We start from the raw sequence: 19,806 nt of genomic DNA, 5'->3' as shown, positions 1-19,806 counted from the left end.
CTCAACCCAGCATTCACGTTCCTTTCATCATCCAATTCGAGCGAGGGTAACTCGCAGCTATGCATATCCGAACCTTCCGAGCCGCCAACCTACAAGATGCCCTCGAAGAAATCCGCAACCAAATGGGCGTGGACGCGTCGGTGCTACACACTCGTCAAGTCCGCGACGGATGGATGGGATGGTTAGGCCGAACCTATGTCGAAGTAACCGCTGGACTTCGCGATAGCGATGAAACGACCGTCACTTCTAAATCAACCAACATTCAAAACACAAATGATTTCGAAAAGGATGAAACGAACGACTCGATAGCGTATCCCATTCGTAGCCGCTTCATGGACAACGATGTGGAATCAGAAGGGCCACTCGACCAATACCGAATTCGGCTCATCGATTCTGGTGTCTCTCCAAAGATCGCAGATCGTTGGCTTCACGCGACCGATAGCTTCGCCGCTTCCTTCGGCGAATCGAACGACCATGCATGGTTGGAACATTTGCACCGTTCGATCGCTAGAGAAACTCGCATCGGTGGTCCCATTCGAACTCAGCCCGGTGCCAAACATGTTGTCGCACTTGTCGGTCCGACGGGGGTTGGCAAAACAACAACCATCGCAAAACTGGCGGCCGGATTTCGTATCCAAGAACGGCGGCGAGTTGGTTTGGTCACGATCGATACGTTTCGAATCGCGGCGGTCCAACAACTAAAGGCCTATGCCGAAATCATGGACTTGCCGATGGAGGTGGTCGAAAAGCCATCCCAGATGCAACCGGCGATCGAACGGCTTGGCGACGTCGATTTGGTGCTTCTCGACACCGCAGGCAGAAGTCCATCGAGTGATGCACGCATCGATCAGTTGGTCGATCTGCTACGAATGGCCCAGCCCGATGAGACTCATTTGGTGATGGCGGCGACGAGCAGTGTGTCAACCATCCAATCGGTGCTCAAAGGCTTTGCTCCGGCGCATCCGACTGCAGCCATTTTAACGAAACTTGACGAGACCACTTGTACCGCAGGTATCTTGTCGGCCATTGCCGCCTCGGAGGACTTCGCAGGAATTCCGCTGAGCTACTTGACCAACGGACAACAAGTCCCTGACGACATACAACCAGCCGAAGCGGAGGTGTTGCTGATGCGATTGTTCCCACAGCTCATTTCCAATCAACATTTAAATATCGCATAAACGTGGCCGAGACTTCCAGCTTGAAACCACAGTCAACCCTGCCTAGAACGCTAGGCCACGTTACCCAAACGAAATAATCGACCGTAAGTTTGAAGAAGTTTTATCGAAAAGAAAACTAAGCTTCAACCTAGAAATGACCGATACAGATACAGAGGCGACTTGCCTAAAACGAATCAGAGATTGTGTCCCACTTCATTGTTTGCATAGGACGAAATGAACCTTGACTCGAAGCTTCGCATTATGCCTTGGTGCTCTTGCAATGGCTTTGGTGATTGTCCGAGGAACCTTGTTCGGCGAATTCGCTGACAACATCGCCCTCGAGGCGATCGGAGCCTTGGTCGTGTTTGCTGCAATTGGATGGGTCGCGGGATGGATCATCGACTACGTTGTCCGTGATACGATCGAAGCTGCCTTTCGACGCCGAGTCGAATGGTACGTTGAAAGTGTCAAGACAATGACAAGTGAGTTAGAGAACAATCCTTCGAAGGAACCATGAACATGGATGTTCGCGGGGTTCATCGAAGGGTCTCCAAGACGGACTTGGTTTTTGCCAGCACGGATGCTAGCGATTCCAGGCCGTATTGGATTTTATTAACGATTTCAACAGTGAAACGAATGGTTGCATCAGAGAACTGATGTTATCTATCGTCCACTGATAGGTTTCGCATGAAGCGGACCTCTACATTTTTGGTCACGGAGGATTGCATGGCAGCCACAGTCACAACCGATGAAGAAATCCTACAAGTCTGGAAAGATTTCAAGCAGATCACCAAAGATTCGCCGGATTACGAAGATTTACGCAATCGGTTAGTCGAACGGTATATGCCGCTCGTCCGCTACAACGGCGAACGGATTTGGCAACGTTTGCCCGATGGCGTCGAACTCGACGACCTCATCAGTGCTGGTATCTTCGGTTTGATGGATGCCATCGATGCTTACGATATGGAACGGGGCGTCAAGTTCGAAACGTACTGCGTTCCACGAATCCGTGGAGCAATGCTAGACGAGCTTCGCACGATGGACTGGGTTCCTCGACTCGTTCGTAGCAAAGCAAGCAAATTGGCTTTGGCTAAGAAAGAACTCGAGACCAAGTTTGGGCGCGCTCCGACCAATCAAGAGCTTTCTGAGAAGATGGAAATCTCGATTGCTGAACTCGAAAAGATGCTAACCGAAGCCAACGCGGTCGGTGTCGTTTCACTTAATAAGAAGTGGTACGAAACGGACAGCTACAAAGACGTTCGCGAAATCGATGTTCTTGAGGACAAGAAGGGTGAAGACCCAACAATTCGCGTCCAAAAGAACGATTTGATGCGTTTGGTAACCAAAGGACTCAATCGCAACGAGCGCTTAATCATCATTCTTTACTACTACGAAGAATTGACGATGAAAGAGATCGGAGCGACGTTGGATTTATCCGAATCGAGAGTGAGTCAGATGCACACATCGATCGTCAACCGATTGCAATCGCAGTTAGGCCCGCGCCGAGTCGAATTCGGGGCGTAAACGTTTTTTCGAATAGACTCCTGCATCCGCCGGGCTTGTCCCGAATGGCGTCGACTTCAGAAATTCTGAAACGTGGAACATCCTTCCGTCGAGCTTGTCTCAGCGGAGGAATCAAGTGGCGACTACAAACCGCACGCCCGAAAAGAAATTCGCCCCACCCCCCTCGATTCGTGGGAGCGGGGCGAAATTCATCGACCGAATAGCCCCGCTTTGCTGCTGAAAAAATGCTTCTCCGTGTAGTCTTTAGGGGCTGAACAGATCCTCGTTTTGACGCTAGGATTGTCGTTTTCCAACGTCACTTTCGTTTCGAATACGATGTTCTCTCAACTCGGAGCTTTGCAGGGTGGTTCAATCTCAATCAGCAACTCATACTTCCACTCATGCGGATTCGCTGCGTCGCGACCCTCGAATTGCAGAGGCCAAACGCTTGATCGCTGAGGCGGTTTCCGATCATGGTGCTCAACTCGACCATGTTCGGGGGCCGAGTGAGCCCCTACGTCCGCAGTACGAGCGATTGCTCGAGCGACTCCAAACCGTTCGCGGTGGAGCACCCATTTGGCCCTACTTATCATCGGGGCTCGGACACGAACTCTATGTCGAATTGGCAGACGGCAGTGTCAAGCTCGATATGATCGGCGGGATTGGTGTCCATGGATGCGGGCACAGCCATCCCAATATCATTGACGCTGCCATCGACGGAGCACTCGAGGACACCGTGATGCAAGGTAACTTGCAACAACATCCACCAACGGTCGAAATGTGCGAACGGTTAATCTCGATGGCCAGCAGCAGTGGTGCCCGATTGGATCATTGTTTGCTATCGACAAGTGGTGCGATGGCGAACGAGAACGCACTGAAGATTGCACTCCATCACAAGGCCCCGGCCGATCGAATCCTTGCTTTTGACAATGCCTTTGCAGGCCGTTCGTTGGCCTTGGCTGCACTGACCGATCGTCCAAATTACCGCATCGGTTTACCACTCGCGTTACAAGTCGACTATTTGCCATTTCGTAGTGCCACAAATCCCGAGCTCAGTCGGCAGTGCGCCGTTGACGAATTGCATCGATTGTTAAAACGTCACCCCGGTCGATACGCCGCATTTTGGGCGGAACCGATTGCAGGAGAAGGCGGCTACTATCCTGGCAGTCATGATTTCTTCAAAGCGCTTTGCGTCCCACTTCGCGAAGCAGGCATCCCTATCATCTTCGATGAAATTCAAACCTTCTCTCGTACTACAAGACCATTTGCGTTCCAACATTACAAACTCGATGAGTTTGCCGATATCGTGACGGTTGGAAAAATTACACAGGTTTGTGCAACGCTCTACGGCAAAGATTTTGTACCAAAGGGTCCGGTGCTAAGTCAAACGTTCACCGGAGCGTCCGCGTCGATTGCGGCGGGTCTCGCTACCCTCGACGCGCTGGAAGCAAACGGTTGCTTCGGAGCTGAGGGAACGAACGTGAAGCGAAGTCGCTATTTTGCAGAAAAGTTGACGGAGCTATCTGAAAAATACCCCAAACAGATGCAAGGTCCATTTGGTGAAGTGATGATGCTTGTCTTTACCCCAGGTGACGGCAGCTTTGAACACGCTAAGGCTTTGCTGGATATCATGTACGAGGTAGGCTTGTTAGGGTTCGTTTGCGGATCCAATCCTACTCGTATCCGATTCCTGCCGCCACCGACGATCACGACCCATGAACACATTGATGCCGCGATCGAATTACTTGACAAAGCACTCCAAAAGTGGAAACTCTCGATGAGTTGAAAATTCGGGAACCGCCAGATCCACAAAGGGAAGGTAAAAGAGTAGTGGATCTTGTTAAAGATCCCCATGCGTCAGGATCTTTAACAAGATCCATTACGCTATGGTCAGGATCTTTAATAAGATCCACTACGCTATGGTCAGGATCTTTGACAAGATCCACTACGCTATGATTGATGCCTCAATAAAAGCTAGCCTTGGCATGCACAAGGGCATTCTTTGGGTACTTGGCGTGTGACGGTGCATGGAACTTGCTTTTCGATTTTGTAAGGCACTTTCACCGTACAAATTTCTGTCTTTTCTTCGTAGACGGTTTCAGGGACACAAGCGGTAACCATCTTGGTACGCTTGCGTGGTTCGAGCGTCCAGTAGGGGTTCTTGATGACCTTCTTTTCCGTCTTTGTAAAGTACTCTTTTACTCGGCGAGTCTTCTTGATCGGTACACAGATCGCGACTTCACAAGTATAAGGTTCTTCGACACAAACCTTTTCCATCACCGTGGTCTCTTTTGTCACTTGGACGATATTGGGACACCAAACTCTTTTTTCACAGCACAAGCATCCACCACAAGTCTCGGTTGCCACCATTTTGGTTTCCCAGCATCCATGATCTTCGCTAACGGTACAATACTTGATCGTTGGAACCAATTCCGTTCGCTTGCGGATCTTGGTGACCGTATCTTTACCGGGTACGTTGATCGTGTATTCTTGATCGACCCAGCGGAATTTTGGAGTCTTGATTTCAATCTCTTGTGGGTCTTCTTTCTTGACGCGAACCCAAGCGGTGTATTCGTATGGAACAAGTTTTTCGACTTGAATGACCTTTGGCACTTGAATGACTTTGACTTGTTGTTCTTCGCGGTAGCAAGTTTCGGTCACGGTTTTCATGACGGTACATGTTTCAGTGACCATCTCTTCACAACATCCAGTGCCCTTGCACTTGTTGCAAAGCCCACCTGCCCAGGAAACGGGTCCAGTTAGAAGGATGGTTAGAATGAAAGCGGTTGCTTTGATTGATCGGTAGGACATTTGAGCGGAAACTCCAGCAAAGGATGTTTATTGGGTTGGGGTGGGTCTTGATGCAAGTCAAGACGTGCATCAATCGATCCCGCGAACACAACCAACGTGTTCACAAAACTGAAGAACCCTAGGTTGCCCCCCAATCCGGGGCAACCGAAAAATCCTTGGGAATTTCAGAATTCCGAAAGAAGTCCCAAGACTTGCAGCTCAGCCGACGGCTCAGTCATGATTCTGGATTCCCGATCGCACACTCACCCGCAGCGTTGAAATTGACGGCTTCTAAGCGCAGGACATCGAAATAAAATGGATGAAAGGCGGCAACTCAAGCGAGTCAAAAGAATTCATTTTATTTTTTCGATCCTGCGGGTCATGGGCGCGCCGGATGGAGCCTAGGTGATTCACAATCACTTGGTCACTTGACGCCCCCTCCAATGCGGTACACTAGATCATTAACGTGGGGTGTCAATCCAAGACTGGTACCCTCCACACGAGTGTCCTATTCGCAGGAGAACGCCCAAATGCTTCATGGGCAGAGAAACCAATATCAAACTGGCCAGGAGATCGTTCCCGGCTACACTCTTGTTCGCCCCCTTGGCAGCGGTATGGCTGGTTCGGTATGGATTGCTCGAGCTGCAGGAGGGACCCATGTCGCCCTGAAAATCGTACCGCTCGAAAAAGTGGGCGGTCGCAAAGAACTCAGCGCTCTGCGAACCCTTCGTAATGTCCGGCAACCCAACCTTTGCCCGGTTCACGGTTTTTGGACCAAGGATTCCGAAGGTCGATTGTTGGCCGAAGGGGAGACCGAAGCGATCAATCCCGACAGCAGTCTCTTTTTTCCATCACCTGCCCAACGAACACCCGCGACTCATCCTCCCGCTCAACCATCACCGTCACCACCTTCCCAACAACCGCCAAGTGGGACGATGGCAATTGGTTCACAAGGTGAATTTCGTCCACCCGAAGCAAAGGAAACCGTCACACCTTTTGGAGGCGATCAACCCAAGGCGGAAGAATTGATTGTCGTGATGGGGCTCGGCGACTGCACCCTTTACGACCGCTTACAACAAGTTCGCGTGGAAGCGGGCATACCGGTAGGAACGAACGATATTTCGTATGGACTCGATGCTGCGGAAACGATTCGGTATCTGCGCGCATCGGCTCGAGCGATCGATTTGCTCAATCAAGAACACAGCATTTACCACTGTGACATCAAACCTCAAAACATCTTGCTCGTCGGCGGCGAAGCACAGGTGTGTGACTTTGGGCTCGCTCATAAGTTCGAAGGTGATATGCGCACGACGCGGCAAGCGTTTGCTTCGCCCGCGTATGCTGCACCCGAGGTGTTGCAAGGTCGTACCTATAGTCGATCGGTCGATCAGTATTCGTTAGCCATTACCTACTTCGAACTTCGTACGGGTCTATTGCCCTTTGACATGACGACCGAGGCGAACATCGCGCTTGCGAAATGTACCGGCAAGTTGGAATTGAACCAATTAGCGAGTCCCGAACGAAAAGTGTTGCGACGGGCGATGGAGGTGGATCCGATGAAAAGATTCCCTTCCTGTACCGACTTTATCGACGCTTTGGCAATCGCCAACGGGGTCGACCGCCGGGGTGGAATCACTCCACTGAAGTTGTTGGTCGCAACGATCTTGTTGGCTGCATCGACAGGCGGTGGTTTGTGGGCATGGCGAACTTTGGATCGTCGATCCTACGATTCGTTCTTCGGTTTTGATGGTGGCCAAATTGCCAAGGACCGATTTGAAAAAGCAAAATATGCGTTCGAGCAATTCAAGGGTTTTCAAGCGAGCAACGAATCCGACAAATTCATTCTCCATCTCGATCCGCTGCGCAAAGTCATTGAGGAATCACAAAGTGCTCTGCCAAGTACGCTCTCCGACCCTGAACTAAAACAATCGATTGAAACGCTTGCGTCGAACGCCTGCGATGACTGGTTGAATGGCATCTTGGATCAAGTCGCTTTCGGCGGCTTAGGTGACAAGAACCAATACATCCAAGACGATCTGCAGCGACTCGAAGCGACCTACCAGGACGGGCCGGAGCGAATCATCGATCGAGCCACCGAAAAGGGCTTGAGCTTCAAAACAAAGCTCTTGGCTGCGAAGCTTCAATTTGCCGTCTTAGAGAACTTAGCGGTCGACGAACCGATCGCGGACCAAATTCGCTCGTCGCTTCGCGACCAGCCGGATACGTTCGCTGATGAAAAACAGTTCGCGACCGCGGCGACCGCTTTGGCGCTTACGCATTTTGTACCCAACGCCAAGCCAGGACACTACACGGAGGATCCGGCTTTAAACGATATTGCATCCGCACAAGAAGCTATCAATCAATCCGATAAGGATTCACTACCGGCATGGTGTCTGAATCGGTGGAAACAGATGTCTGAGAAATTTTTTCCCGATTTGACCACCGCTTATGACACCGATAACGAAAAACGCTTGGTGATCGGCAAAACATGGCCCAACATTTATAGCGATGCCGAACTCAGCAATTTGAAAACACTGGCGTCACAAAAGAACTGGAAAGAACTGGAAACTGCTTACAACAAGTTTCCAAAGCAAGATGAGTTTGATGAAGCGACTCGAAATAAGTTGGCCATCTTTGACCTAATGATTCAAAATTTGAATCGTCCCGATGATGCTGATCGCTTCTTTTCCGAATTGTCTCAAAAATTGGATCGCTCCAATGATGATTTTTTCAAACAACCGATGGAAGCTTTGCTTGACGAAATGATCGGTCAGCGATTGCGGAAACCGATTCCAGCGAGTATCGAGGAAGCGATCGTATTTTGTCAGGCCAGCCAGTTACTTGTCGATGCGTCACGAGCCAAACGACCACCGGCACTTGATACACTACTGCTGCTGGCATCGGTTGCTAATGGACCTAAGTCGTTCCGCCATCCTGACCTTTTCCGCGTTTTGGAACAGGATGCCTCTGAACCGCTGAACATCAACGCCTTCTTCAAGTCCGCCATCAAATTGGAGGATGCGACGCTACAAGATCGATCGTTGAGCCGATCAGAAATTGCTTCCATAAAAAGATCCTTTCAAGCGGACCTCCATCCCTACGAGTCGCTAGTCAGCAACCACTACCAAAACTACTTGAAGGGATTGTTAGGGGAACAGGATGATGATGCACGACAAGCAGCAAACGCGTGGAAATCCATTAGCGAAGGTGATCCGTCAGCCATCGTTCGCGAACAGCTGGGGTCCACCCGATGTATTTGGATCGCGTCAACGTTACTCTCCTACGCAACCAAATCGTCGGGGGTTGCCGATGATGACGTTATCAAACGCCGCTTTGTCAGTGGTTTCGCGGGGGCTGAGTATATCGAACCAGCCCAGTGGTGGCTTGAAGGTGACAATAGCGACTCTGGAACCATCAGGGCTGAGCTGAGACTTCAAAAACTGTTGAAGAACATTGCTGAGTTTTCGGTACAGAATAAGAGTTTGAATGATGCATCGATTAAGGCCCAATTGGTGCCCTTTAAAGATCGGCTAGAGAGCTCCATTGCCACCGGAAAAGCGGTCTCGAGTGATGCCCAACTCTACCGTGCGGCTTTTGAGTACGCTCTGGATCTCAACGAGGCGGCATCGACATCGACCCGCGGGCAAAGTGTCTCGCTGTTGTTGCGGTCGGGCGTTGCCGCTTTGGACGTTGGCATTGCTGGTTCCAATTCTTACGATCGTGATTTGGTTAGCCAGATTTTGACTCCGCTAATGAAACAGGTTCAGCGACTGATTATGCGTAGCAAATCGGATCGATCGGACTGGGACATTCCAAGCATCGTCAACAAAGAAGTTCTCCAAAAATTCTGTTTGCACGCACTCAATGCCAACGTGTACTTCAAAGATGAGGATCCGGAATATCCTTTCAAAGAAAAACTGAGATGTCTTGAAATGTGTGCGGCGATTGCCGCTAGTGATCTCGGCAAGTCTCCCGATGAACGGACGAAGTATTGGTTGCTTGCTGCTGAATTCGCTCGTGAGCTGCACGAGTCATCAAGGAAGGTCTACGATCATGAAACATTGGACCTGCTGGAAGCTTACCTTTCGAAGGCGACCCAAACATGGCCCGACAGTCCTGAGATTGCTATTCAGTTGGCGTTTTTGCATTATCACCGTGCGAATTTGCGATCGGGAACCTTGTCGAGCAATTCCGAATTGAAGAACGCCGCGGATGAATTATCTACCGCGATTGAAAAATTGGAGGCTCGAAACGATTACCGAGAATTGCTTTACGACGCCTATTGGCGACACGCGAATATTTTAATCAGCGCGGCATTTCTTGGGCCAACCGATACTCGTAAGGAAACCCTCTTGGTAGCTCGATCGAGTGCCATCAACGCTTGTGAGATGCTTGAAAAGGAAATCGTTGATGTTGAGAACGGCAATGCCGCCTACCTGTCGCTCGGTAACGCCTGCGAAGATTTGGCTTTCTACTGCAATCTGCCTGAGAAAGAACAAATGCGGTATTACGAACAAGCGGTGGATGCATTCACAAATGCGGTTGCTAGAACCGGAGTGATCGATCCGATGAAAGCAAGTTTCTACCTAGCCCGTTGCAAGTACCGATATTATCAACATGGTGGACCCAAAGACTCACTCGACGACTACAACGAAACCTTCCTCGAATTTCAAGACGATGCGGCACCCGATGTGCAAGTGGAATGGTTGGGTTGGAGAGCCAAGTATCGGAAGGAGAACGGCGATGTTCGAGGCGCTGCGGTCGACCTTAAAAGGGCTTACGAAATACTAATGGATCATTCTGATTCAATCAGCGATCAAACTCGCAACGAAATTGTCATCGAGTATGCCTCGATGTTGAACAGTGATGATGCCGAGATCGGTAATCGTTCGTTGGCTATCCAACTTCTGGATGAAGATCTTCGTGATCCCGAAGGTCTTAGCTATTGGAAAAACTTAGAACTTCGATGCCAACTTCTCGCTGGTCTAGCTGTCTCGGCATCGGAGAGCCAGCAAACCAAGTACTATTCCGATTTAGTCGATCAAGCATCAAACGTTTCCACCGTGCGTTTTGATGAAGTACGTCAAAACCCTGAAGAAGCTGCCCTATTGATCGCGAATATTTCGCTTTACGTTCGCAAAGCCGGGTTCGCTCAGCGGTATGGCGGAGATCCTATCGTTGATCGTGATAAGGCTTGGAAATGCCTTCAAGATCTTGAATCAAATGTAAAGCAAAAAGTGGAAAGTATCCCTCGAGCAAAAGCCTATATCGCGTTCCTTTCGGCAAATGCCAAGTCTTTATCCCAAGAGTCTCTCGGTAGTCGTGTCAATCAATACTTGCAAGTTTTTGACGCTACGCAAGACGTTGGTCTAGACACCCAATTTTTACATCAAATGCGTCTCGTTGTACTGAACCAATTTCATCCACTCTTTTTTGCTGTTCAAGGACGAAAATCAGAGGTGATGCAAATTGTTAGAAGCTCGAAAAGCGAGATCGACTCTGATAAGCTAGGCCAACAGATTGAATTGCTCGAACGAAGTCGTGAACTTAGCCGAGTCGATGAAGATGACATTCGTTATGTCAAGCAAATCTATCTGTAAGTGTTGAATAGGCTTCTGGCCTGTTTCAAAATCCTTAACCGACGGTTTAGAAACCTCTTCCACCATTCCTACCGACACATGCCACCTGCGAACCCACCCCCCACTTTTTTGCCTGGACCGAGCCCCAATACGGTTTGCGATGCCGATGGTAAAGTTCTTCGTCCACCCCCAACTTGGGTGTTGTTGGAACCGGGCGATGCCGCCTTGACGCGCCGAGTGAAAGCGTTGGGCGAGTTTTGGCTGGTCCAGCAAAAGAAGGGTCGACGAACGTTTTCCAAAGGCATTTGGGCACCCGCCGATACAATCGATCGAATTCGCGGCGAACTCGATGCGGAAAGATCGACCGACGCTTATGCAAAACGACGAGAAGCGGATAAACAGCGTCGTGATCGAGCACAAGCGGCTTATGTCGATGAGTTCTACGATTCCGTTTTGAGTTATCTCGACTTTGATTCCCGCTATCAGGAGACGGCGGCGAAGATGGCCAAAGCGATTACCGATCATGCCACTCCCGTCGGCAGCGGTACCGTGGCAAGGACTAAGCGAATTACCGTTGAGCAACGAGCTGAGTCCGCCGTGATTGCTTGGATGCGGCATCAAACGACCGCGTACGATTCAATGAAAATTCCCCGCGAAAAGGGAAAGCGTCGAGAAGTTCGCCGCATGTTGGCAAAACGATCCAAAGAACTGCTAAGACGCTACCGACTGGGTGAGCCAACCAGTGAGCAATGCCCGCTAAAGAGATTTATGGATGGTTCGTAACGGCTTCTCTCCACAATGTCGCTCAGCTCTCCGAGCCGAAAGCGGGAACCATTCCTCATGAAAAAACCTCGCCCAACTTTCGTTGGGCGAGGTTAGGATACTTCGCGTCTCGGAGAGACGCGGCTACTCTAGCGGCTACTTAGCTTCGAGTCGAATCGAAACCGGTTTGGGCTACTTCCTCTTCTTCTTGGATGATGATTCGTGGTGTTACCATCAACATCAAACTTCGAGCATCACGGCCCGTTGCAACGTTTCGGAACAAGCGACTGACATACGGGATCTTGCTGAGGAACGGTAAACCTCGTTCCGCCCGACCTTCGGACAATCGCTTGATCCCGCCTAACAGGATCGTACCACCGTCTGGTACGCTAACCGTTGTACTAACCGACGTACTCGCCAAGGTTGGCAATTGTACCGTCGTACCGGTTCGAGTTGTAACACTGTTCTCTTCATCGGCTGAGTCTTCTTCGTCCACAACACCGTCACCGTTGGTATCACCATTGGGATTCCGACTACTACTACGACTGGTGGTCGTACCTTCGTAGGTGAACGTTTCCACGTTTCCGATCTGGCTAAAGAACGGCACCAAGGTCAATCTAACAAAGCGTTTGTCATCGCTGACGATTCCTTGCACGTTGAGCTGAGTTCCTTCGTTGAGAACCACGATCACCGGTTGCTGTGCGACGGCAAAGTCGCCGACCACGGGCGTGATACTGGTCACAAACGGTCTTTGTGTGATATCCGAGATCGACGCAAATTGTCCGTCGAACAGAGTCACCTTCGGTGCTTGCATGACGTTGTTCCGGTTGTCACCCTGAGCCGCCTGCAAGAAGAAGAAGGCTTCGATATCACTCAAGATTGCAAACCCGACCGTTGAAATCGCACCAGGGTCAGGAGCACTGAATGGTGGCGTTGCTCCAAAACTATTGTTCTGGAATTGAATATCCAAGTCAGCCGTCGGCAGTCCACTAACACCATCGAAACCAATTTGAACCGATGGTCCATGATCGTCGCTTGGCAGTTCGGTTACATCATCATCAAACTGAATGTCAAAGTCGACGCCGATCTGTTCAAAGAACGTATCGGACAACGTGATGAAACGAACCTCGATGGTGATTTGCAAGTTCTGCAACCGGCGAAGGGTCGCCAGCAGCGCTTCGATTTTGTCGTGAGTTTCACTGGTCGTACTGATAACCAAGCTCAAGTTTTGTGGGTAGGGAGCCATCGTGCTCGTTCCGCCCATCTCTTCCCACATTGTGGGGTCAACCGTTGTTTGGATCAATTCCATCAAAGAATTGAAGTCCGCGAATGAATTACCACCTTGACCGCTACCCATCGGTGACATTGCTCCGCCACCGCCGAGTCCAAAACCACTGCCGCCGCCCATACCCATCGGAGCATACTGTCCAAGCACGTCGGGGTTGGTTCGATTCGGTGACATACTGTTAGCCATATTGCGGCCCATATCGGTCGCTGATACCGGCATGATCCGAACATCGGATTGGGGATTGGTCATTTGATAGGCTGCTCGAAGTGCACCGGCCAAACCGTCTTCATAGCTAGTCATGAAGTTAGGGATCGGTGTGACCAAGTCGGTCACTCGGTAGGTCTTTGGAAAGACTTTGCTGCGAGTCGCTTCGATGCTGGTGATGTTCAATACGTCATCCGCGATCAAGTAGGTCAACTCCAATTGATCGAGCATTAGTTTCAACGCATTCTTGAGTGCGATACTATTTTGCAAGTTCAATGTTACGGGCGTATCGGACGTCACTCGTACCGCCGACATTGCTCGGTTGTCGAGTACAATTGGGATACCTGTTACCGCGGACAAATCATCCATCACTTCTTGTAGTGGTCGATTCTTGTATCGAACGTTGACGTCGGTTTGCAACAGCCGCTTAATCTCCTGCTCACGTTGAGTCAGTTGGCTGTCGGTATCTCGGCCCGCCAATCGGCGTCCTGATAGATCTCGCCACGTTTGGGCATCCGGCATCTCATATTCCATATCAGGGTTTCCTGGGATGGAAGCTCGTGCGACACCAAACATCTGTTGCATGAATCCCTCTTCTTGGCCATCGCGAATCTCTTGATCCATCAAACCCCGAACTTGCATCCGAGCATTGTGAAACATGGTGACCGCGATCGGTGATCCTGGCTTCAATTCTGAAACCTGTTTGGCGACAACTTCTGCTTCATTGAATCGACGCTCTTCGATATACTGATTGAACGTTTCTACAAGTGCAGCGATTTCATCATCAATACGTGCTTCACGCTGTGCATCCGTCGCCAAGCGGGTTTTTACCGCTTCGTTTTGCAAGTCGAGGTTGATCTGTGCTCGATTCGCTTCGACGTACTGATTTTGATCCTTGAGTGCTTTTGTCACCATTGTCGATAGCGATCGCTTCGCTGCTTCATCCAAGTTCGCCTCTTCAACACGACGACGAAGTTTTTCGAGTTCATCGAGTGCATCGAGTGGAGCGGATTCCTTCATGCCACTGGCCTTCGCCAATTCTGCCGTTACTTCGCGGTACATTCGCCGCGTATTTTCTTGGTTCTCTAATGCTGCCTTGTCGATCGGTGTTAGGTCAGCTTGTGCTGCCGATGACATGCCTGCGGAACCCAATCGGTTCGGTTGCAACAACGTCAACTTGTCTTTCAATTGTCGACGTGTCTCCAAATCGAGCGTTGATTCGTACTTCCAAGCACTCAAGAACTTTTCACGTGCAAGTTGTTGATTTCCGCTGCTTAACGCCTTCAAGCCTTCTTGGTAGTCCACCATCGCCGATGACGGAATATCGGCAGCGACGGTGCCACTTGGTAGCGGAGCATATTGTTGATTTTGAACTTGCTCAATCGTGTTGCCATCTCCTGGATTGTAGACGGTTTGTGCTACCGCTGATCCATTCTCATCCACCATACCGCCTGCTTGCTGGACCGCTCCTGTGGAATCGGTCGCACTGGCTAAACGGATGCCACTACGTCGTGCGGCGGATTCTGCGTCGAGCAGTAATTGCCAGACGCGAGGCTCACCGGCTGCGAATTCCCGCTCGGGCACGTTCAATGCCTGAGCTTGCCTCGCAAAGTTCAATGCCATCGAAGTATCACCTCGGTCGAGAGCCGCACGACCGATTGCTATCAAGCGGAGCGCTTCTCGTTTCGGATCGTTGGTTGACGGCGAGTTGTTTCCCCAACCGATCGGCTTCGCACCGGCGATCTCTGGCATTCGCTCGATGCCCGAACTGGTTGCGGTTTGATTTCCTAATGAGGGTGGATTGCCCTGAAGCAGTGTTCCCAGTGGACGGCTCGGCGGCAAAGCCAACAATCCTCGGTCAAGACCCGCTGCGATCATCTCGCCTCGCAGTCGTTCAATGTGCGGTGCCGACTGGGGCGATTGGACTGCCAAAGCGGCTGCGTGCCGAAACAACTCGACCGAACGAGCATAGTCCTTGCGGTTCATCGCCGAACGGACTTGGTCCATCAGTTGCTCTGGTGATACCGAGCCTGCCGCCGTACCTGGTTGTGCCGGCATGGCATAACCTGGGCTGGTGCCTGGCCTGATCGAGCCTGATTGGGTCGAGCCCGATTGGGTCGAGCCCGATTGATTCGAGCCGGGGGGGAGTGGGATTTGAGCAGACACGCTTGTCGTCAAAGCGACCAAAGTCACAAAGGTGCAACGAGTCACCAATGGAAATCGGGTAGCACGAGTCGCAAATTCTGCACACGGGGCGGTTGCGTTTAAGAGGCGGTTCAACGCGACTCTCCTTCTTCGCGGTGAGACTTCAATGATAACGGTCGCTAGCGAACATTAACCTGTTTGGGACAAAAGCGGCTTCATCAAACAAAGACGCTCGTGGCCGAAACAGACCAATCTTCAGCGAACCGGCTGTGGATCAATCCACAGTCCTTCAAGGCACGTACACCGAAAACTCTTCGAATTCTATCACTTCCTGCGATAAATCTTCGACGAGTCGCCGGGGTTGAACTGGGAATAGCCACTTTTTGAGATCCCTGTCAACGCCGATGTCCTCAAAAAAATACCAATGCCGAGTTTTTTGGCCTGCGCATCGACCTGCCGCCCACCGCTGCCTGACTTTCATCCCCTAAACGCACCAACGCTCAATCGCTTGCCGATAGAATTCCGTACCCCGATCCAGCTGGTCTAATGCTATCGATTCATCGCTCGTGTGGGCTTGAGCAATGTCTCCTGGACCGATCACCAATCGCTGGTCTAACTGCGTAAATTGCCCACCGTCTGTCGAATAGCACTCGGTAATCGGCTCGGTAGCTGCCAATTCACACATCGATCTTACGCTTTTGCTATCCGCTGGCATCCACAGCGGTGGACCTCCATCGACCCGATGAAACTCCAAATTCAATACCTCAGCAAACTGTCTTGCCTCTGCTATCAAATCCTCACCATCGATTTCGGGCATCATGCGGAAACTGACCCATGCTTCGCTTAAGGCAGCCGTGACGTTGAGGGCGGTATCGTGATCGGTAAAGCCGAAATTCCATGACAATGTTGGCGGATCGAACCGTTCATCATGGTAACGTTTGTCTTCCAACGTTCTTCTGTGCAACTCAGCGATTTTATTCAGCATTGGAATCATTGCTACATTTGCATTGACGCCATCGCCCCGACTACTATGTGCCGCCCGCCCGTGGCTGCGGATTCGAAACCCAACGATCCCTTTGTGAGCGTGGACGACGTTCAGCAGCGTCGGTTCACCAATAATCGCTAACGGTTGTCCTGCTACGATTTGCCGATACATCTCCGATTCCGCAACGACGTGTTTGGCTCCTCCAAAACCCGTTTCCTCATCGGCGGTGGCGATAATCCATAGCGGGCGTGTCTGTTTGGTTTGCGAAACTTGTTGGACCGCTGCCAGAAATGCGGCAATCGACCCTTTCATATCACACGATCCGCGACCGTATAGCCGGCCCTCTTCGATCACCGCGACAAAGGGATCCCCGCCGGGGCCAGTCCACCGCTGCGCGGGCACAACGTCGGTATGGCAACAGTAGACGATGCCGCCTGCTTGCGGCTCCTCCATCGGACCGAGCTGTCTTTCGGCTGCTCGATGAGCCACGACGTTGACTTTCTGGACCCCTCGGTTATCAACGTAAGTGGTTAACTCTACGTCAAAACGAAGGCTTTGAAGCAGCGACGCTAGATGGTCCGAAATCGCTGCGTTGCTGGTCGAACTAACCGATGGATAGGCGATCAGCGGTTTGAGGATTTCCGCCGCTTTGTATCCGATCATTGACATGTTTGGCTTTAACTGACTGGCTTAGCGGTCGCGAGCCATTGGCATGATGACGTAGCTATAACCATCATCGGTGCTAAGCAGTGCGGGCGATGATGACGACTCCACTTCCATAACAAACGACGATTCGCTGTCGAGCACTTTACAGAAATCGGCTAGATAACGATTGTCCATCGTCAGCGTAATCGGCTCTCCGTCATACGCGATCGGCAACTCGACCTGGGATTCACCGATCTCCGACGTACTCGCTTCTAGCTTCAACGTTCCATCACCGAACGTGAAATCGATGCCTCGACTTTCGTGATCGGTAACAATCGCCGCTTGCCGCAGCGCGGCGAATAAGGGGCCAACGGTGATGTCTATCTGTACCGCTTTCTCTCGCTTCGGAAAGACTTGCCGCCAAACCGGATAACGACCTTCGACCAATCGTGAATAGATAACCGCTCGGTTGGTCCTTAGCAGCAAGTCATTCGCTCGGGCTGCTACATCGACGGTGTCTTCTTTGTCACTGAGTGCCCGTTCCATCAACTGAATCGCTCGCGTCGGCACGATCGTGCTCATCCCGGTCGTTTGGTGATCCCCTTGTGGTTCGCCGGTCCCTTCCATCTTGGCCAATCGGCGACCATCGGTACCGACAGCAATGATCGTATTGCCTTCCATTTCGAGAAGCACACCGCCGAGAGCGTAGCGGCTACTTTCCGAATCGGTGGCAAAGACCGTCCGCTTCACCATTTCGCGGAACAATCGCGTTGGTAGGATGTGGTACTTGTCTTCATGAAATTCCGCCACGCTGGGGAATTCGTCGGGATTGCTTCCCGGCAACCGGAACTTGCTACGGGAACCCTTGACTCGGATGCCTGAATCATCGGTTTCGATCGTCAGCGTTTCATCATTGCTTTCCCTCAAAATTGACATCATCCGCTGGACCGGTAGCAGGGCCGTGCCTTCGGTTTCGACCTCGACGCCCTCCTCGACTTCCAATCGAATGCCAACATCCAAATCGGTTGCCGTTAGCGTGATCTTACCGTTGGTTGCCGTGACTTTCACATTTTGCAAAATCTCTTTCGGCGACCTCGTCGGAGCGATGCTAGCGGCCAGAGCAAAGGCTGAGGCGAGCGATTCGCGTTGGCAGGTAATTTTCATGGCGAACTAGGATAAGTGGCAAAACGATCGGCTGGGAACCATTACAAATTGGGACTAACTTTTCATGCACATGTTGTACTAAGTTGAACGCTGATTTCGTAGTGGTAAGAGCCAAATGTCGAGAAGTTTCTTTTGTAGGTGGATCTCTAAGAAGATTAAGTATTTAAATACCGTCGTATTCGTAATCCGAGCACGAGAATGGTTACTAACTTGATATCGATCGCTGTAAGTGAATGATGGGTAACGAGTTGAGGAGTGAGAGGAGAGGTGGAAAACGTGTTGACCGACGGTGTGAAACGTGTTCGCTATGTTGTCAGTCTCTGACACGCATCAACAGTGGGTTTAGGCAGGTGAGAAAGCCGAACGGAATGGCCAACGAAGAAGTATCAGGTTACGAACGAGTTTTCCACCACCGAGAGGCGGCAAATAATCAAGACGAAACGAGCTTTTCGCCTAACTCATCGGCGGCTTGGCGCAGATCGGCATCGTCTTGGAGTAGCGTTTCGGTCTTACGGATCGAATGCAAAACGGTCGTATGATCGCGACCGCCAAAGTATTCGCCGATGTCGTTCATGCTAAGAGCCGTCATTCGCCGAGCCAACAACATCGCTAACGATCGGGCCCGGACCAGATGCTGCTTGCGAGAACCGCTCCGTAGGTCGCGGGCTTTCAAGCGAAAATGACGTGCAACGGTGTTAGTGATTTTGGCCAAGGAAAGATCTTGGCTCGGTGAAACCGCTTGAATCGCCTCAGCAACAGCCTCACAAGTCGGTTTTTGGTCCTTCATGCGGCACCATAAATCGATCCGCTTGATGACGGCATACATGTTCCGCACCGCAGAGTTTTTGTCGATTCCCTCATCGAGCATACCAAACATCGATGCATCCAAGTCGAGATTCATTTGCATCGCTAATTCGCGAAAGACAAAGGAACGAGTCGGCGATACTGGACAACTTAAGGGAATCGTCAAACCAGGAATCGAGCGGCTAACCAGCGACGGACGCAATCCCCGAACCTCGGTCGGTAATCGGCGGCATGTCAAAATCGTAGGTCGACGAGATTCCACGCGGGCGTCGATGCGGAGCGACAATTCGTCTTGGGCTGATGACTTGGTTGTCATCGTTTGCAAATCGTCAATCACCAACACAGGAGCCGATTCGATCTGCTCGCGAAGCGATGGCAGCACATCGGCGGCCACGGCATCGGCATACTGGCGAGCAAAATCGATCGCTGGCAGGTGTACGACCGAGTTGGATTCGGTATAGCCTAGCTGGTTCGCATAACGAATCGCAACGTGCAAAGCCAAAGCGGTTTTCCCGCATCCGGTTGGGCCAATAAACAACAGCGGGTTGCCGAACTCGAACAACGATGCTTCTTGGCGACCGATGAATGCGGCCAACCGGTTTTCAGGACCCGCCAAAAAATAGGGCAAGATCATCGGACTGGCCGACGCAGCTGCACTGCGACGACGTACCTTTAACCGAGGCCGCTCCAAAGGGAACGCGACCACTTCGCTATCGGCGTCGTGGCGACCTGAATCAGGCTCGGTTGTAAGTGCAATCGAAGACAAAGGATTGGGTCAGC

At 51.2% G+C, this 19,806-nt stretch carries 11 protein-coding genes; 6 read left to right on the top strand and 5 right to left on the bottom strand.

Annotated elements, in window-relative coordinates; all coding sequences use genetic code 11:
• Positions 1-59: 59 nt before the first annotated feature.
• From Q31b_RS01835 to Q31b_RS01820, 4 genes are all read left to right on the top strand, one after another.
• The gene (locus Q31b_RS01835; RefSeq protein ID WP_146597960.1) at positions 60-1,178 is read left to right on the top strand and encodes a flagellar biosynthesis protein FlhF; all 1,119 of its coding nucleotides are present in this window, start codon (positions 60-62) and stop codon (positions 1,176-1,178) included.
• Between the two features lie 220 nt (positions 1,179-1,398).
• Positions 1,399-1,674 carry a hypothetical protein gene (locus Q31b_RS01830; RefSeq protein WP_231617228.1) on the top strand — a complete coding sequence of 92 codons (276 nt, stop codon included), beginning with the start codon at positions 1,399-1,401 and terminating at the stop codon, positions 1,672-1,674.
• Positions 1,675-1,883: 209 nt separating this feature from the next.
• On the top strand, positions 1,884-2,681 hold the full coding sequence (locus tag Q31b_RS01825) for a FliA/WhiG family RNA polymerase sigma factor (RefSeq protein WP_146597959.1): 798 nt from the start codon (positions 1,884-1,886) through the stop codon (positions 2,679-2,681).
• 343 nt (positions 2,682-3,024) lie between these two features.
• Complete coding sequence (locus tag Q31b_RS01820) at positions 3,025-4,446, top strand: aminotransferase class III-fold pyridoxal phosphate-dependent enzyme (protein ID WP_146597958.1); 1,422 nt, start codon at positions 3,025-3,027, stop codon at positions 4,444-4,446.
• A gap of 188 nt (positions 4,447-4,634) precedes the next feature.
• On the opposite strand, the gene Q31b_RS01815 is transcribed toward Q31b_RS01820, so the two are convergent.
• Complete coding sequence (locus Q31b_RS01815; RefSeq protein WP_146597957.1) at positions 4,635-5,354, bottom strand: hypothetical protein; 720 nt, start codon at positions 5,352-5,354, stop codon at positions 4,635-4,637.
• 599 nt (positions 5,355-5,953) lie between these two features.
• On the opposite strand from Q31b_RS01815, the gene Q31b_RS01810 reads away from it, so the two are divergent.
• Together Q31b_RS01810 and Q31b_RS01805 are read left to right on the top strand one after the other, a co-directional pair.
• On the top strand, positions 5,954-11,050 hold the full coding sequence (locus tag Q31b_RS01810) for a protein kinase domain-containing protein (protein ID WP_231617227.1): 5,097 nt from the start codon (positions 5,954-5,956) through the stop codon (positions 11,048-11,050).
• A 78-nt stretch (positions 11,051-11,128) separates the two neighbouring features.
• Entirely contained in the window at positions 11,129-11,812 is a 684-nt protein-coding gene (locus Q31b_RS01805) for a DUF2293 domain-containing protein (RefSeq protein WP_146597955.1), read from the top strand.
• Positions 11,813-11,951: 139 nt separating this feature from the next.
• Here Q31b_RS01805 and Q31b_RS01800 read toward each other — a convergent pair whose 3' ends face one another.
• The 4 genes from Q31b_RS01800 to Q31b_RS01785 all read right to left on the bottom strand — a co-directional run bounded on the left by Q31b_RS01800 (position 11,952) and on the right by Q31b_RS01785 (position 19,792).
• The gene (locus Q31b_RS01800) at positions 11,952-15,341 is read right to left on the bottom strand and encodes a type II secretion system protein GspD (protein ID WP_231617226.1); all 3,390 of its coding nucleotides are present in this window, start codon (positions 15,339-15,341) and stop codon (positions 11,952-11,954) included.
• Positions 15,342-15,912: 571 nt separating this feature from the next.
• Entirely contained in the window at positions 15,913-17,082 is a 1,170-nt protein-coding gene (locus tag Q31b_RS01795) for a M20 family metallopeptidase (protein WP_146597954.1), read from the bottom strand.
• 21 nt (positions 17,083-17,103) lie between these two features.
• The gene (gene dnaN, locus Q31b_RS01790; RefSeq protein ID WP_146597953.1) at positions 17,104-18,222 is read right to left on the bottom strand and encodes a DNA polymerase III subunit beta; all 1,119 of its coding nucleotides are present in this window, start codon (positions 18,220-18,222) and stop codon (positions 17,104-17,106) included.
• Between the two features lie 430 nt (positions 18,223-18,652).
• The gene (locus Q31b_RS01785; protein ID WP_146597952.1) at positions 18,653-19,792 is read right to left on the bottom strand and encodes a DnaA/Hda family protein; all 1,140 of its coding nucleotides are present in this window, start codon (positions 19,790-19,792) and stop codon (positions 18,653-18,655) included.
• Positions 19,793-19,806: the final 14 nt, after the last annotated feature.

The sequence above is a fragment of the Novipirellula aureliae genome (genome assembly GCF_007860185.1).
Taxonomy (GTDB): domain Bacteria; phylum Planctomycetota; class Planctomycetia; order Pirellulales; family Pirellulaceae; genus Novipirellula_A; species Novipirellula_A aureliae.
This window is presented reverse-complemented; position numbering and strand designations above follow the sequence as displayed.